General features: G+C 49.0%; 17 protein-coding genes. 10 read left to right on the top strand and 7 right to left on the bottom strand.

The window, feature by feature from the left end; all coding sequences use genetic code 11:
- Nucleotides 1-92: 92 nt before the first annotated feature.
- Both ACYZZ0_RS19795 and hxpB read right to left on the bottom strand, forming a co-directional pair.
- Complete coding sequence (locus tag ACYZZ0_RS19795; protein ID WP_461538394.1) at nt 93-1,364, bottom strand: MFS transporter; 1,272 nt, start codon at nt 1,362-1,364, stop codon at nt 93-95.
- Nucleotides 1,365-1,368: 4 nt separating this feature from the next.
- Nucleotides 1,369-2,028 (bottom strand): hexitol phosphatase HxpB, encoded by a 660-nt coding sequence (gene hxpB, locus ACYZZ0_RS19790; protein WP_461538393.1) that lies wholly within the window; start codon nt 2,026-2,028, stop codon nt 1,369-1,371.
- A 208-nt stretch (nt 2,029-2,236) separates the two neighbouring features.
- Here hxpB and ACYZZ0_RS19785 point away from each other — a divergent pair, with 208 nt between their 5' ends.
- Nucleotides 2,237-2,710: a ferritin-like domain-containing protein gene (locus ACYZZ0_RS19785; protein WP_461538392.1), complete on the top strand. Its 474-nt coding sequence runs from the start codon at nt 2,237-2,239 to the stop codon at nt 2,708-2,710.
- 94 nt (nt 2,711-2,804) lie between these two features.
- Here the strand turns inward: ACYZZ0_RS19785 and ccoM are convergent, their stop codons facing one another.
- A complete protein-coding gene (gene ccoM / locus ACYZZ0_RS19780; RefSeq protein ID WP_461538391.1) occupies nt 2,805-2,921 on the bottom strand; it encodes a cytochrome c oxidase subunit CcoM in 117 nt (38 codons plus the stop codon).
- Between the two features lie 110 nt (nt 2,922-3,031).
- Between ccoM and ACYZZ0_RS19775 the strand changes: the two genes are divergently transcribed.
- The 4 genes from ACYZZ0_RS19775 to ACYZZ0_RS19760 all read left to right on the top strand — a co-directional run bounded on the left by ACYZZ0_RS19775 (nt 3,032) and on the right by ACYZZ0_RS19760 (nt 5,703).
- Nucleotides 3,032-4,486, top strand: coding sequence for an NAD-dependent succinate-semialdehyde dehydrogenase (locus ACYZZ0_RS19775; protein ID WP_461538390.1), 1,455 nt, complete (start codon nt 3,032-3,034; stop codon nt 4,484-4,486).
- Between the two features lie 9 nt (nt 4,487-4,495).
- Complete coding sequence (locus ACYZZ0_RS19770; protein WP_461538389.1) at nt 4,496-4,909, top strand: thiol-disulfide oxidoreductase DCC family protein; 414 nt, start codon at nt 4,496-4,498, stop codon at nt 4,907-4,909.
- Between the two features lie 76 nt (nt 4,910-4,985).
- Entirely contained in the window at nt 4,986-5,258 is a 273-nt protein-coding gene (locus ACYZZ0_RS19765; protein ID WP_461538388.1) for a hypothetical protein, read from the top strand.
- Nucleotides 5,245-5,703, top strand: a complete 459-nt coding sequence (locus tag ACYZZ0_RS19760; protein ID WP_461538387.1) for a GNAT family N-acetyltransferase — start codon at nt 5,245-5,247, stop codon at nt 5,701-5,703. The genes ACYZZ0_RS19765 and ACYZZ0_RS19760 overlap by 14 nt, the downstream gene beginning before the upstream one ends.
- Here ACYZZ0_RS19760 and ACYZZ0_RS19755 read toward each other — a convergent pair.
- Nucleotides 5,686-5,865 carry a hypothetical protein gene (locus ACYZZ0_RS19755; protein ID WP_461538386.1) on the bottom strand — a complete coding sequence of 60 codons (180 nt, stop codon included), beginning with the start codon at nt 5,863-5,865 and terminating at the stop codon, nt 5,686-5,688. The genes ACYZZ0_RS19760 and ACYZZ0_RS19755 overlap by 18 nt on opposite strands.
- A 913-nt stretch (nt 5,866-6,778) precedes the next feature.
- Here ACYZZ0_RS19755 and ACYZZ0_RS19750 point away from each other — a divergent pair.
- Nucleotides 6,779-8,737, top strand: coding sequence for a hypothetical protein (locus ACYZZ0_RS19750; RefSeq protein ID WP_461538385.1), 1,959 nt, complete (start codon nt 6,779-6,781; stop codon nt 8,735-8,737).
- A 6-nt stretch (nt 8,738-8,743) separates the two neighbouring features.
- Here ACYZZ0_RS19750 and ACYZZ0_RS19745 read toward each other — a convergent pair whose 3' ends face one another.
- The 3 genes from ACYZZ0_RS19745 to ACYZZ0_RS19735 all read right to left on the bottom strand — a co-directional run bounded on the left by ACYZZ0_RS19745 (nt 8,744) and on the right by ACYZZ0_RS19735 (nt 11,281).
- Entirely contained in the window at nt 8,744-10,060 is a 1,317-nt protein-coding gene (locus ACYZZ0_RS19745; protein WP_461538384.1) for a protein kinase domain-containing protein, read from the bottom strand.
- Nucleotides 10,061-10,174: 114 nt separating this feature from the next.
- Nucleotides 10,175-10,660, bottom strand: a complete 486-nt coding sequence (locus tag ACYZZ0_RS19740; protein WP_461538383.1) for a YbaK/EbsC family protein — start codon at nt 10,658-10,660, stop codon at nt 10,175-10,177.
- Nucleotides 10,661-11,281 (bottom strand): LysE/ArgO family amino acid transporter, encoded by a 621-nt coding sequence (locus ACYZZ0_RS19735; protein WP_461538382.1) that lies wholly within the window; start codon nt 11,279-11,281, stop codon nt 10,661-10,663.
- 106 nt (nt 11,282-11,387) lie between these two features.
- Between ACYZZ0_RS19735 and ACYZZ0_RS19730 the strand changes: the two genes are divergently transcribed.
- The 4 genes from ACYZZ0_RS19730 (at nt 11,388) to ACYZZ0_RS19715 (ending at nt 16,222) form a co-directional block, all read left to right on the top strand.
- Nucleotides 11,388-12,278 (top strand): LysR family transcriptional regulator ArgP, encoded by an 891-nt coding sequence (locus tag ACYZZ0_RS19730; protein ID WP_461538381.1) that lies wholly within the window; start codon nt 11,388-11,390, stop codon nt 12,276-12,278.
- A gap of 355 nt (nt 12,279-12,633) precedes the next feature.
- Nucleotides 12,634-13,167 carry a YaeQ family protein gene (locus ACYZZ0_RS19725; protein ID WP_461538380.1) on the top strand — a complete coding sequence of 178 codons (534 nt, stop codon included), beginning with the start codon at nt 12,634-12,636 and terminating at the stop codon, nt 13,165-13,167.
- Between the two features lie 126 nt (nt 13,168-13,293).
- Nucleotides 13,294-14,532 carry a B12-binding domain-containing radical SAM protein gene (locus ACYZZ0_RS19720; protein ID WP_461538379.1) on the top strand — a complete coding sequence of 413 codons (1,239 nt, stop codon included), beginning with the start codon at nt 13,294-13,296 and terminating at the stop codon, nt 14,530-14,532.
- Nucleotides 14,533-14,794: 262 nt separating this feature from the next.
- Complete coding sequence (locus ACYZZ0_RS19715) at nt 14,795-16,222, top strand: carbon starvation CstA family protein (protein WP_461538378.1); 1,428 nt, start codon at nt 14,795-14,797, stop codon at nt 16,220-16,222.
- Nucleotides 16,223-16,260 lie beyond the last annotated feature (38 nt).

The following is a 16,260-nucleotide window of genomic DNA, read 5'->3' as shown; positions in this document are numbered from 1 at the left end:
ATCTTAACCCTGTCTTTCATAATCAGCTTTTAACACTCAAAACCTACTGATTATTATTCCTTTATATGTCCAAAAAATGACAGGTCAGGATTTCATCTGGCAATCGAAATAGATACTCTTGTTTTATTACGCTGTTCGCGTAAATACCCATAACTCAAAACCAGTATCGCAAGCAGTGCCAGTAACTGGGCAGATAGCATTGGCAGAAAGGCCAACTGAAAATCCAGCACTTCAGGTTGTCGCAAAGTGGTCTCAACCCTGCTGTCGAGAATCCAGCCAATCGCAGGTTGCAAAGCCGGGCCCGGCATTAGCATACAGCCATTAGCACCGGCCAGTACCAGTCCTGTATACGCCGGAAGACCAATGATTCTGACCATACCAAACACCAGCATATAACCACCGGAAAAGAAACCGGCAAGAAAACATAACACCGCTGCCGATTGCAGAGATCTGTTGCAAAACAGCAACAGGCAGGTGAAAAGCAAACTGGCTAACACAGACCCGACCATCAGCCGCCGAGGCGCATTAAGCCAGGACGAAAGTGCTCCCAACACTGGAACACCACATCCCAGTCCGATAAAAATCAGCGCAACGGTCGAGGCTACGGCTATATCCTGATCCGGGAACTGTAGAGCTAGAAAAGGTACGCCCCAGAGCCCGCCAAAGCAGCACACCATGGCAAATGCACCAAAGCCATAAACACAGTACAACCCGTATTCAATAGCAGAAAATGGTCGCCGGTTTTTAGTCTGGTCGATTATGCCAATATCATCAGATAAATGTTCCCGGGGTGGAAAGCTGCGAACCAGCAGCAGGCTGGCCACGGCAAGCAAAATACCAAACGCCGCAAGCCACATCATGGTCTGTCGCCAGTCAAAAGCAGCCATCAGGCGGGGAATAACCAGAGGCCCGAGCGCTCCGCCGGCCATAATCACAGTTTCTGCCAGCCCGTTAATGGCAAAGAACCAGCGAGCCGGAAACCAGCGATGAATCAGGTTCAGGCAAATGATAATACCGGGAGCAGTGGCTATGCCCATCATACCGCGGGTCAGACAGGCTTCAGTCATTGTACTGGCATGACTGAATCCATAGCAGGCGATAGCAATCAGCAGGCTACTGAAAATCAGCAACCCTTTGGAGCTCAACCTGTCGGCCAGATAACCGCCCGGTAGCTGCAGCAGCAGATAAACATAAAGAAAGCTGCTGCTCAGCCAACCGACATCTGCCAGGTTAAGATCCAGATCCTGCACCAGCTCGGGCACCATTACCGCTGGTGCCCCCTGCAGCATAAACTGATAGCCACAGAACGATGCAGCTACCAGGCAGGATAATCCACCTCTCAGATACAGCGTGAAAGCAGACACAGCTTTACCCGGTAAACATGTTTGCCAACATTGATAAATCAGCCAGCTGATAATGGGCTACAACCCATCTTGCCTGCTGCTGTTGCTCCGGTGGCGGAATAACCACCGTTTGCATATTGGCAGCTCTGGCTGCAATCACCCCGTTAAAGGAATCTTCGATGGCAAGACACTTCACCGGGTGAATATTCAAACTTTTAGCACAATTCAGATAAACCTCTGGATGGGGTTTTCCGTATTGCAGATTTTTAGCCGATGCAATCGCCTGGAAGTAATGACGAATATTAAGTCGGTCGAGTACGGCATCAACCAGTTTCATGGGCGATGATGTCGCCAGCCCTATGCTGTAACCCTGCTGTTGGCAGTATTCCAGTGCCCCCGTTACGCCTGTCATTGGTTTACCGTCGCGATGAATAAAGGCAATCACTGCCTGCACCAGTGTCCGGGAAACCTCGGCATTGTCATAATCAGGCCAGGGGTATCGCTGATACCAGTAATCAATCACCTGATCGATTCTCAGCCCGGTGGTTTTGAAGGTATCTTCATAGGTGATGGGAATGCCGTATTCGGGTAACAGATCAACTTCAGCCTGCTGCCAGGCTGGCTCGGTATCAATCAGTACACCATCCATATCAAAAATGACGGCTTCTATCTGCTGCAGTGACATTGCACTTCTCATCATTTCTATCTGACAAGGAATCGCGTTGGATTCACAAACCGGCAAAAAGTTCAGGATTCCACCAAGTGACAAAATAGCATCTCAGCATGCATAAAAAGTGATGAAATACTGTCTGTCTGTAATCCTGTACTCGTTGGCCTGAAGGCTTATCTATACTTGCTGCTACTGTTATTAATGCCTGCAGACTGGAGTTCTGATGTCCTCTCTCCAAAACAATGCTGAGCTCAAGGCGACACTGGTTAGCAAACTGAATCAGATACTGGAACATGAACTGGCCGGGGTTGTACGCTATACCCACTACAGTTTTATGGTTTTTGGCTACAGCCGTATTCCTATTGTTGGCTGGTTGCGGGGGGCAGCCAATGAAACCTTGGCTCATGCCCATGAGGCAGGAGAAATGATTACCCACCTGGGAGAGCACCCTTCACTGGGCATCGGGGAGCTGCTGGAAACGTCACAGCATGATATCGGTGATATTATGCAGGAGGCACTGACTTTCGAAAAAGAAGGGGTTCAGCTTTACAGGGATTTGCTGGTACTGGCCCGACAGGCCAACTCAATCATGCTGGAAGAATATGCCTGCCGGCTGATCGCCGAAGAAGAGACCCATATCGGGGATATAGACAAGATGCTGCGCAAGCCAGGCGATATTGCCAGTGTGGCTCACTGAGCGGAAACGACAATATTCCCACAGGCCTGACGACAACGTTCAGGCCGGGGATACCGGATCGAGCTACAACCTGAGCAAGAATCTGAATGATGACTCAGTGCTTGTGGTGGCGCTTGGCATCCTTGCGGGCAAAATGGACAAAGCCGGCAATCACTGCAACACAGCCACCGACGACCAACAGACCTGAAATTACAACAATATCTGTATACATGTGCACTCTCCTCACCCCGTAATTTTGATACCAGACTACCGTTCCCCCCATAACAACTTTATGATCTGGATCAAGCAAGATTCCGAAGTGAGCGGCACAGGAGGTTACCCATGAAGCTGAATGATCCGACCCTGCTGGCAACCGGTGCTCTGGTCGACGGAGACTGGATTGCAGCCGATAGTGGCGAAACACTTGATGTCAGGAACCCGGCCACGGGAGAAGTCCTGCATCAGGTTGCTCACTGTGGCACTGCAGAGACCCGCCGTGCTATTGAAGCGGCTGAATCCGCACTGGTTGAATGGAAGCAGCAGTCAGCCAATGAGCGTGCCCGGTTGCTGCGCCGCTGGTTCAAACTGATACTGACGCATCAGGACGATCTGGCCACCATTCTGACTCAGGAAATGGGTAAACCGCTGGCCGAAGCCAAAGCTGAAATCGCTTATGGCGCGGGTTATGTCGAATGGTTTGCAGAAGAAGCCCGGCGCATATATGGCGACACCCTGCCCCGACCCTCGGAAGATAAACGGTTACTGGTAGTCAAACAGCCTGTTGGTGTTGTGGCTGCGATTACACCATGGAATTTCCCCAATGCCATGCTGACCCGCAAGATTGCCCCGGCACTGGCTGCAGGTTGCACTATTGTCTGCAAACCGGCCAATGCCACACCTCTTTCAGCCTATGCCGTTGGCATACTAGCCCAGAGAGCAGGTATTCCGGACGGGGTTATCAATATCGTTACCGGCGTCACTCGGGAAATTGGTAATGAATTGACTCGTAACCCGGCGGTGCGCAAGCTGACCTTTACCGGCTCAACGCCGGTCGGAAAAATCCTGATTGAGCAATGTGCAGCCACAGTTAAACGAACCTCAATGGAGCTGGGCGGCAATGCACCGTTTATTGTGTTTGATGATGCTGATCTGGATGAAGCAGTAAAAGGGGCCATGGCCTCCAAGTTCCGCAATGCCGGCCAGACCTGTATCTGTGCCAACCGATTACTGGTACAGCGAGGCGTATATGATGAGTTTGCAGCCAAGCTTGAGCAAGCCGTTAAACAGCTGCAGGTCGGAAACGGGATGGATGAAGGCATCACTATCGGGCCGTTAATCAATGAAGGTGCAGCAAATGATGTGCGAGCCTTAATTGATGATGCTGTAAACAAAGGCGCGTCTTTGCGAACCGACAGCGCTGATAATGATAAAGGCGCCTTTGTTAACCCCGCGGTGCTGACCGGTGTGTCCACCGAAATGCGGGTATTCAGGGAAGAAATTTTTGGGCCGGTCGCACCACTGATTGCTTTTGATACCGAAGAGGAAGCCATCCAGCTGGCCAACGATACCGAGTTCGGTCTGGCATCTTATATGTACAGCCGGGATATCGGCCGGGTCTGGCGGGTAAGCGAAGCGCTGGAGTACGGTATTGTCGGCGTTAACGACGGTGCAGTATCCAACCCTGCAGCGCCTTTTGGCGGAATGAAAGAGTCCGGTAATGGCCGTGAAGGCTCTAAATACGGTATCGAAGACTATCTGGAAATTAAATATATCTGCATGGGAGGCATTGACCGTTAAACTTGGTAAATGAGTTCAAATATCAGTTTTCATGTCACCCTGTTTTATGATGGCAACTGCCCGATTTGCCAGCGCCAGATTGCCTGTCTGGAAGCCCGGAATCATAAGAGGCAGCTGAAAACCGTCAGTATTCGGGAACCTGACTTTGCCCTGCATTATCCGGAGCTTGACCTGCAGGCTCTGGATGAATTGATTCATGCCCGGCTGGGGGATGGTTCAATACTGACTGGAATGGATGCCACACAGGCTGCCTGGCATGCTGTGGGAAGAGGCTGGCTGATGGTACCGTTACGCTGGCCGCTTATACGCTATATCGCTGATGCAGGCTATCGCTTGCTGGCTCGCCACCGCTATCCTCTGGCACGGTGGTTACGACCATTTCTGGGAAAACCACCACAGTGCAATGAGAGAGTGTGCAAATAAATCTCACCGGGTTCCCTTTATCCCGTAATTTACTCTATGATCAGCCGCTTTGAACACCGGACCGCAAAGAGACACCATGTCTGAACAAAATGATCTGCTGGATGGCGAAGGGCTGAAAACCATCATTGAAAACCAGCTGGAAGAAGGCAATCCGCTTAAGGTCAAGGAAACCCTGATGCGGTTGATGATGACCGGTACCCCAAAGGAAGAAGCGATTGAATTGATGGCCTGCGCACTTGGGCTGGAAATGGAGCAGATGGTTAATAACGAAGAGTCATTCAACCTGACCCGCTACAGTGAAACTCTGGATATGCTGCCGGAAACGCCCTGGATTGATGACGTCGAATAACACAAACTCTGACATTGTCTTCAGTCAGGTAACCGGTGACCAGCTGGGGCTGGTTAACCGGTTCTATAAAGCCAATGGCCATAAAGGCAAGTGTGGTCGTGAAGATCGGGTGTATGTTGCCCGGAGTTTACAAGGCATTGTCGCCGCGGTGCGCTTCACATTGAAAGGCCGTGCCTGGCTGTTGCGAGGTCTTTGGGTTGCACAGGATAAAAGACGACAGGGACTGGGTTATCAGCTGCTTGGGTATTGTCTCCCCAAGTTTAGTGAGCCTGTCTGGTGTTACCCGTACGCCTACCTGATTACTTTTTATCGCAAGGCTGGTTTCCTCGAGCAGGGCTGCGAGTCAGCCCCAGATAATATTGCCTCCCCCTGGCGAATGTACCGTATGCGGGGAGAAAGCTTTGCCCTGATGTCTTATAGCCAGCAGCTACCGGGAGGTAATTGATATACGGGCAGCAATAGATACCGCCGAGAGATAGTCCCGGGAAATTTGAATCAGCACTAAAACACCAAAGCCAATACCCTGAACCATAAGCAGCAGCCCCCACACCAACAATATAACGATCCCTGTTACCACCAGCAGACTCTGAAAAAAAATGGAGTCCATTTCAGTCTCCTCATCAGCATCCCTCAAAGTCTGACAGATAAAAATGTCAGTTCGTTTACATTCTTTTTTCAGAAAAATGAAAGATAGCTATTCAATATTCAGAGCCCTTTTTAGCCATTAACATGATGAGTAACTCTAAAAACATTCAAGAACTTACTAATTGAAAGCAAGCTATTGTAATTATGCTATTTTTTGCAATAGAGAATTCATAACTTGTTCGGAAGCGCTTTTATCTCATTATATTTAATCAAATAGCCGTTCTTTATATTTCAAGGGAGTATCAAGTCTGGCTACTTTTCTGAAATTAATTGTATTGTATTTTATGTGCCGCTTTTGCTGCGCAGATGAACTGGAGCCCCAGAGTATTGAACCAGATTTACTCTCATCTTTCGGTCAACAACAACCTGATGCCAGCTCAGAACCTCTGAAAAAAAAAGTTCCGTGTAGAAACACATACAGCCAACACACTACACGTCCATTGAACCCATCCCTCGAGCCTGACCACTCGGAAAGAACAAAAATACAAAGACGTACTTCTATTTCTCACCATCCACTCACCTGTTCTCACTCATTTTCCTGTGATGTTGCACGGCAACATCGCAGAGCACTCTCTCTTGAGAAGCCACCAACGACAGATACGCCCTCTTTTAGCTATATCTCTGGCACCAGAAATACCCTCGTCTGGGATTCATGCGGTTCATTAAGTTCATCTACAAGTAGTTCATTACATTCATCTACAAGCTCGATTTTTAGTCTTTCACAGCTGGATTCTGATTCAGGTTTTTCATCAAGTACCTCTGATCATGACCCATTATCCTACAGTGGATCAGAACTGGATTTGCTTAGTCTGCTTCGTGATGACGCCTCTCAACAATCAAGTCCGGTCCTGTCCCGTGTCGCCGAAATTGGCCTTATGCCCCGTTACCGCAGACGGCTGGCACTACGAAAATCATGCTCTCCGGTTCAGGAACACTCTCAGGAACACTCTCAGGAAGATTCACCCTTTATATTTGCCCAACAGTTTGAGGAGGAAACCAGGAGCGGGGATGACTCAACTCCTCAGACAGATGATGACGGAAGTACAAACACCCTGAGCTATCCCCGTCCGGCATCAGCATGCTCTCAAGTAACAATTCTTGATACAGGAGGGAATATTCCAGTCTTTTTACCTGATTGTTGCTTTGGAGAAACAGAAATAACTGAAGCCGGTTGCGCAGCCTGTTTTGATGCAATGGAAAAACTACATGGTTTATATACCCAACTTCCAGAAAAGGCTCTGGCCCTCACAATAAAAAAGAAAGATTCTGAAAAAAGCCTGCGGGAAATCATTGTATGGACACACAACGAGCTTGAGTACTTCTTTACCTCCTGCTCCCAAAGAAAAGCCAAGGCCAAGGGTACCCAAGGGCTTGAATTAGCGGTCAAACACCTTGTGAAAGCACTAAAACAGGCACATAAAGATCAACTTGCATATTGTCCCAAACCATTAATCTCAGCACTCAAGAAAAAAGTTGCCATATCAATGCAGGCCTATAGCAAGGCTCCAGATTTTGTGAAGCCTAAAAAACTTAAACACTGTTTCTCTTTTGATCTGGTAGGCCAGCTGCTTGTTCCTGTAGTTAATGCACAGCTCTACATTCATAAAAATTTTGGTGCTGACCCGGCGGAAACGCTGTTCACTTTGCGACAAAAGTGCTGCTCGTCATTTGTACGCAAATACCTTGCAACAGATCACTTTGAGCACTGGGCAATGAGTCTGCTGTTTAACTGCACGATAGATAAGAACCTTACCGGACGGGTGCTTGCCGGATATTTTTCCGAAACCTCTATTTCTTCCGACCCCACAGACGAGACATGCCTGACTATATTTAAGCAGCAGATGAGCAGGGTCTTTGCAGCCATGGAGGACTGGCGTGACCTGATAAAGGATTATCACGGCGGTCGGTCTGCTGAAATTGAAGAAGAAACCAGAAACTTCAAAATACTTGCGTCAACCCTTTCCAAACAATCTAGTTATGCCAGTTCAATAGAAGATATACAACAGCTGGATATTATTGCAGGTGTGATGATGTCATGGCTAACGGTGGAGGGCAGACTTGCTCTGCCCTGCTGGGTCTCTGGCTATGCCGAACGATTCAGATTTTACTACTTGATCAAAGGAGATAGCCCGAAGGACAAACTTAAGCTCAAACATATCCCGGCAACATTACGCCCCTATATACAACGACTTGCGATTCCAGTGATTTTCAAGATCTCATGGAGCAGTGGTGAACAACTGGCAGAACGTATCCGCAATCCGTCACATCGATACCATCAAAAGTGGCCGGTAATAAGGGTTGATGAACGTACAATTGCAGAAACCGCTGTAGCAGTTCCTGACTTACCACCCAAGGCCATACCCTCACCAACGGCAGGCAAACATCTGGAAAGCATTGCTTCTACCAAAACAAAACAACGCCTCCCACCCGATGAACTCGTATCATTGGCCTGGTTATATTTTTATCGACTGTCGGTTTACGGTGACCAAGATGATGCCAGCAGGGTTATCGCAACGACAGTTGATGGAATTTTCCAACTGTTTGAACTAATCAAGGCTGCCAGTGATAGCACTACACTTCCACAAGACCAAGTGAAGATATGCGCCAGAGTAGCAACAACGCTTTACCCTCTATGCGAAGAAGCCGCCTTCCAGCAACAGTCTCCAACACACCTCCAACACCATCCGATCATCGCCCAGCTTCGGACAATTCCCGACAATATTGACACCTTGGAAAATCCAGAAGATTTGACCTCCAGAACACTTCACGAGCTGGGCATCATTGTATTTTCCGGAAACGCATCTTTCTGCCCAATTGTTAGCTGTGATGATTAACCATTTTCACAGCCTGATACCCTGCAGAGCCTTACAAACCTCGGTCATATCGGGTCGCTCTGTCACATTTGGGTCAGTACATTTTATAATAAGTTTAATCAGTGGATGATTAGATTCAATAGCCCCATCATCAGCTATGGCTTTTACATCCAGAGGCAAGTCAGTAGCAACATACCTCCCCAGACTTGCGCCTTCATCGGGTAAACTTTTTTTATACACTTCAGCCGGTAAACCTTTCCGCTCAGCAAAATGTTCCAGCATCGGCTTTACCAGTCTTGTCCGGGCCAGAGCCCGGCGGTATTCGGGATAGTGGTTCAACGTTACTGCCAAAAAATGACCAAAGGACCAGACGTCAGCAGCTGGCTCCAATTGAATGTAGAGCCATTCTTTTGCAAGGCCTTCAGGGAATCTAGCTTCCGGTGCATGATGCCTGTTATTAACGTAAGTAAAACGTGCTTCCCCTGCAGCCTGCAGCTCAGCACTAGCTGTCTTCAGAATATGGGCTCGACCGAAATCACCGAGCATGGCTGTACCGTCGGTTTTCATCAGAATATGACCGGTACAGAAATCTCCATGTACAACACCATGGCTATGACAGTAGGACAGTGCATCGGCCAGATGTTTGCAATGGTCAAGCACTTCCGCAAGATCCGGGGCAGTTCCGAGGTAGGTATCAAAGTTCTGATCGAACCTTTCCTGTACAGCAAAGGTTTCCGTTTCCGGTATTAATCGTGATATATGCGGGTGTTTGAGATATTGCAGAATCCGTGCTTCTCTGGCAATGCTGGCCAATGACTCGAACACCTGATTGGGATCATCAGGTTTTAGACCTTTATTATCCCGACCATCATTAAGTCTCATCAGTTTGATCACCCCTTCAGATGAAATAAAGGGAATTGAATCACCCTGAATTTTCAACTGCACAGCATGAGTCAGATAAAACCATTCATTGACTATCGGCTCACCGTCCCCTATCTGTGATAGTGTTTCCTTTTCAAAAGTAACGGGAAGACTCTGCATAACAAAAAGCTGATAGTTCTCATCGCCATCCATATCCACACGGGAACCATCATCTTCACGAGTCAGATGATAAAGGGTTCCGTCACCCGATTTAGCCAGCACTTTAACCTTACAAGTTTCTCTGTAAAATCGCCTGCTTTTTTCATCCTGCCCTTTCTCACAAGCCTCTATGAACCTCTCCATAAACCTGCCGTCAGGATCAATCAGGTAACTGGTATCTGCACTCTGCCAGCTAAACCCTCCGGCGAAAGCCTGAGAACCGGTCATCAGCAGTAAAGCCAGCCCGACTATTATTCTTTTCATAACCACCACGCCTGACACTGTTACCAGATTTCTCTGACCTGAATATAAAACTGAAGTTCAGAGAGGCAGGTTAGACTTAGGGAGTAGAAGCCGGGCTGAAATTTTAGACTGTCATTACAGCCAGTGAACCGGAGTCTCCTGCTCCCTAAGCAGTAATTCCAGACTATGGCCCGTGATAGCAAAGGTGTATTCAGGCAAGCCCGGCGTCCAGTGGAGGCTGTCGTGAGTTAGCAGGTTCCTGTCTATGACCAGCTCTATGGATGGATCATGACCAAACGGGCAGACAGCGCCCGGAATACAACCCAGTACGTCTTCCATAACCTTGCTGTTGCAAACAGAGGGGCGGCTACCCAACAGTTGCCGAATAGCCTGCGTAGCCAGACGGTTATCTTTCTCTGTCAGATAAATGCAATAACGACCATCTTTCAGCTGCAAAAACAGGCTCTTGGTGGGTGTTGCCGTCCAGCCCATTTCAGCAGCAATCTGCATATCGGTTTCAAAATCGAGGATGGGCTCATGAGTCCATTGTTGCCACTGGACTCCGGCCTTTTCAAGCAGCCTGATATTGTTTTGATAAATCTGCTCCAGTCGTGTGCTCATTCAGATCACACCCATCAGTAACTTGAAGGCAATAAACCACATCATGGTGCCCACCAGCACATCAATCCAGCGCCGCACATGCAGTTGTCCCAACCAGGGTGCCAGTCGTGCCGCACCTGCGGACAAACCATAGAACCAGACAAATGATGCCGCCAGTGTACCCACTGCAAATGCAATTCGTTCATCGCCGGCATACTGCCCGCCAAGACTGCCCAGAATCACCACGGTATCGAGATAGACATGGGGATTAAGCAAGGTAACAGCCAGCGCCCCGACAACCACCGAACGGCGGCTGGTTTTGAGGGCGGACGTAATATCATCCTGCCCTTCGTCCGTTGCCTTCCAGGCACTGCGGAATGAGCTATAGCCATACCAGGACAGAAACAGAATGCCACCCCAGCTCATCAGCATCAGCAACAGCTGATTGCTGGCAATCACGGCCCCGCCGCCAAAAATACCGGTACAAATCAGTGCTATATCACACAACAGACAGGTCGTAGCTGTCGCCAGATGATGCTGTCGTCGAATGCCCTGATTAAGGACATACGCATTCTGGGCCCCGATGGGAATAATCATACTGGCCCCCAGGCCAAATCCCTGCAGCAACGGCCACATCATCATAACAGCACCTCCTGAAGCTGATTTTGTTATTGGAAACGTGCCTCAGACTAGCTTTAGTGCCAGAATAAATACATCTAATAATTTTTATATATCATTAATTATTCTTATGAGACTCGATTACAAGCTGCTTCAGGCGCTGGATGCGGTGGTCAATCGCCGCAGTTTTGAAGGCGCTGCCGATTTGCTTTGTATTACCCAGTCCGCTGTATCCCAGCGTATCCGCCAGCTGGAAAAGCAGATGGGACAGCCTCTGGTGGTCCGCAGCCAGCCTCCCACACCAACACCAACCGGACAGAAACTGCTTGGACTCTATCGCCGGGTGCAGTTACTGGAACAAGAGGTATTGCCCGAACTGCAACCGGATATCAACAGTGGCTTTCTCCATATTCCCATTGCCGTCAATGCTGACAGTATCGGCTCCTGGCTGATTCCGGGGCTGGCGCCCCTGCTCAAGCGTTCACGCATTACGCTGGATATGCAGGTTATGGATGAGTCGATGACGCTAAAACAGCTTCAAAGCGGTGAAGCAGTCGGTGCCATTAGCCTTGAACAAACACCATTGCCGGGATGTAAAGCAGACTATCTGGGAAAAATGGATTATGTCTGCGTGGCCACTCCTGATTTTATGCAACGCTATTTCCCTGATGGCGTCACCGCAGAAGCTATGGTGCAGGCACCATTTATGTCCTTTGATACCTACGACGATCTGCACCAACGGTTTCTGGAACAGCACTTCAGCCTGCCGCCCGGAGCAACCCCGGGGCATCGGGTACGTTCAACAGAGGCGTTTACCATTATGGCGAAGGAAGGAATTGCCTGCGGAGTCATACCCAAAATGATGATTGAAAAGGAGCTTGAAAACAGTGAGCTGGTCGAACTGATTCCAGGATTGATTCACAGCCGTTCGCTGTACTGGCATCGCTGGTCGCTGGAAAGCGGTTTGCTGCAGGAATTGTCAGAGCAAATTATCAAAGCGGCTCATCAAAGCATGCAATAAAGGACAACGTTTAGGGAGCGTTCTCAATTAAACATATGACCAGTTCATCACGCAAGCTCTCAGGCAAGGCGAACGGTGAAGGGCATGGTGGTTCCATGTTCGAGCCGTTCAACGCGGCATGAGAGCTTGCGTGATGAACCCGAAGGGCCGCTTATGGTTTACGCCAGAGCTGCGTTGTTCACTGTTTATGTGGAATCACCACACCGCACAGTTCGCGCCTTGTCTGACGTAAACCATGAGCGGCTGGTCATATGTTTAATTGAGAACGCTCCCTAGTTTGTAAAATGCAGATAGCATCAAACAAGGCAACCTTTTAGACTGGCTCGCAATTTTTTATGGTAACCAAGTTCTCACCATGGCTCTTAAAGCAACTATCTACAAAACAGAACTCCAGATTGCCGATATGGATCGTGGCTATTATCAGGATCACAATCTGACCATCGCCCAGCATCCGTCAGAGAATGATCTGCGAATGATGATCCGGATTGTGGCCTTTATTCGTCACGCGCATGAAAACCTGACCTTTACCAAGGGTCTCAGCACCGATGATGAACCGGATCTGTGGCAAAAAAGCCTGAGTGATGAAATTGAAGTCTGGATCGATCTGGGCCAGCCAGATGAAAAGCGGATCCGTAAAGCCTGCGGCCGGGCAAAAGAGGTCTTCATTTACACCTACAGCGGTAATGCCGGTGATATCTGGTGGGAACAGAACGCAGGCAAACTTGCCCGTTTTTCCAATCTCAAGGTATACGACATTAACTGTGATGACTCGGCACAGCTGGCATCCCTGGTGAATCGCACTATGAGTCTGCAATGTACGGTTCAGGATGGAGCCATCTGGCTGACTGATAATGAGCAGACCATTCAGGTCAATATCAATCCTCGCTAAGTCTGTCATCGATAGTACTCAAAACCGTAAATTCCGCAAAACCGGACACTTCTCTTAATTTCCCTACTGATAAGGTTGTCAGCAATCACCATCATTGCTGTCAACCTTTCTTTCATAGGGCTTCACATGAAAATCACCCTGATCAAGGCTTGTGCTCCAAGCGAGTTTAAAAAGTACAAGAAGAAACGGGGCGGACCACCACAGTCACTGTTCTCTGCGGCTGCAGCGACCCCGGCCCATCATCAGTTACAGATGATTGATGAAACCGTACAGAAACTGAATCCAAAAAAGATCAATGCCGATCTTGTCGTACTGTTTTTCTCGACACCTGATGCCATTCATGGCTATCAACTTGCCGACCAGTTCAGGGCCAGAGGAATTCAGGTTGTACTGGGAGGGCTTCATCCAACCTTTATGCCCGAGGAAGCTGCAAAGCACAGTGATGCCGTTATGACCGGCGAGTGTGAAAACATCTGGCAGGAATTACTTGCTGATGCCGAAAGCAAACAGCTCAAACCTTTCTATAAGGGTACTTCCGCCGACCTGGATCATGTCGCGCCCTACCCTGTCGATCTGATACCGCATCAAATCTATGACGGTTTCTGGTCAGTACTGGTAAGCCGTGGCTGTCGACATAAATGCAGCTTCTGTCTGGTACCTGGGATGTTGGGAAAAACCCGCTATCGCCCTATTCCAGCAATCATTGAAGAAATTAAAAATCTGAAGACCAACTGGCTGGAATTGCATGCGGACAACCTTACAGATGACAGGGATTATGCACTGGCACTGTTCAAGGCACTGGAACCACTGAATATAAACTGGGTGGGTGAAACCACTATCAAAATTGCCGACGACCCGGAACTGCTGGAGGCTGCGGCCCGTTCCGGTCTGAAGTATATTCTTATCGGCATTGAAACACCCTCGAAGTCCGCCCTGAAGTACTCCGGCAAGGGGTTTATCAAAGCAGAAAACATCAAGGCGCAGATCGAGCGTATTCATCAGCATGGCATTGTCGTCGATTCAGCAGCCATTCTGGGTTTTGATGAACATGGACCGGAGATATTTGAAGAGAGTGTCGAGTTTTTCAATGATGTCGAAGTGGATGTCTGTGTTCCGGTTATTATGATTCCCTTCCCCGGCTCCAGAGTATTCCAGCAGCTGGACCAGGAAGGCCGGATTCTGACACGAGACTGGTCCAAATATGATGGCACTCATGCAGTCTATGAACCCAAGGGTATGACACCTTCAGAGCTGGAGAAAGGTGCTACGGACTTTTATTACAAGTTCAATTCAACCGGAAAATATATGAAGCGCAAGCTGCGCCAGATTAAGCAGCTTGGGACAACGACCGCCCTCTACATTTAAGGCATTTGGATCTATACCTCGCGGGGTTACTCTGCGAGGTATAGATCCATTCGTTTTGTGCTGGTGTTTACTTTCCTCAAACAAGACCATCACACTCTCGCCCCGCAACAGCCCCACCTCAACGCAGTACAACTGCCTACCCGCAGTCGGGGACTCCGAACAGACGACACACCAACAATAGCGAATAATACATGCCCCCGAAATCTCCAGTAATGTTAAGCATTTACCAGACGCTGACATAAATATTTTCCAGGAAATAGAGATGACCAGCTTTCTTCTGTCCATAGCAGCCCTGTTGGCCGGCTACTTTGTTTACGGCCGTATTGTCGAACGCATGTTCGGAGCGAATCCTGAACGCAAGACGCCTGCCCATACCCTGCAGGACGGTGTCGATTATGTACCCCTGCCCTGGTACAAAATTTTTCTGATCCAGTTTTTGAATATTGCCGGACTGGGCCCGATTTTCGGCGCGATTATGGGCGCCATGTTTGGCCCGGCCGCTTTTCTGTGGATTGTTTTCGGCTGTATCTTTGCCGGTGCCACTCACGACTACTTTTCCGGCATGCTATCGGTGCGTCACGAAGGTAAATCGATTCCGGAAATTGTGGGTCATTACCTGGGTGAAAATGCCCGAATGGCCATGCGAGCATTTTCGGTAATCCTGCTACTTCTGGTCGGTGTCGTATTTATGATGGGCCCGGCAGGACTGTTGGCCAACTTGGGCTTTGAAGGCACACTGGCTCAGTCGTCAGTCTGGCTGGGAATTATCCTGTGTTACTACCTGCTGGCTACCATCCTGCCTGTCGACAAGATTATCTCCCGGTTTTATCCGGTCTTCGGTGCAGCCCTGCTGATTATGGCTCTGGGTGTTGGTGGTGGACTGATTATTAACGATATGCCGATTCCCGAAATTGGCGATGCCGTATCTCACCCCCGTGGACTGTCAGTCTGGCCGATGCTGTTTGTAACCATTGCCTGTGGTGCTATCAGTGGTTTTCATGCCACCCAGTCACCGTTGATGTCCCGCTGTCTATCGAATGAAAAATATGGTCGTCCGGTTTTTTATGGCGCCATGATTGCCGAAGGTATCGTTGCCCTGATCTGGGCTGCAGCGGCCATGTCATTCTTCCCGGAAGGTATTGAGGGGTTGAATGCGAAACTGAGCCAGGGTGGTGCAGGCTTGGTGGTACAGGAAGTGTCTGTTGGCCTGATGGGCAGCTTTGGCGGTATGCTGGCGGTACTGGGTGTGATTGCTTGCCCGATCACTTCCGGCGATACGGCATTCCGCTCGGTACGACTGATTATTGCTGATGCAATGGCACTGGATCAGACCAGTTCTCTAAACCGACTGAAAGTTGCCCTGCCGCTGTTTACCGTTGGTTTTGCTCTGACCTTTATCGATTTCAATATTATCTGGCGCTACTTTGCTTTCTCTAATCAGGCACTGGCAACGATTGTGCTCTGGGCTGCAGCAGCCTATATGGTATCAATTAACAAATCACACTGGCTGGCTTCAATTCCGGCAACCTTTATGAGTGCTGTTTGTGCCACCTATATTCTGATGGCACCGGAAGGTTTCAGTATGGGTCACAGCATTGCCTACCCGACGGGTATTGCTGCAGCAATTTTCGGACTGGTAAGTTTTATTCGCACGACAAAGAAAAGCCGGTTACAAACGGCTGAAGTCTGACATTTCAGATAGCTACTGATATATAAAAGCCGGCATTC

The organism is Spongorhabdus nitratireducens (assembly GCA_947387575.1).
Lineage (GTDB): Bacteria > Pseudomonadota > Gammaproteobacteria > Pseudomonadales > Endozoicomonadaceae > CANDOC01.
This window is presented reverse-complemented; position numbering and strand designations above follow the sequence as displayed.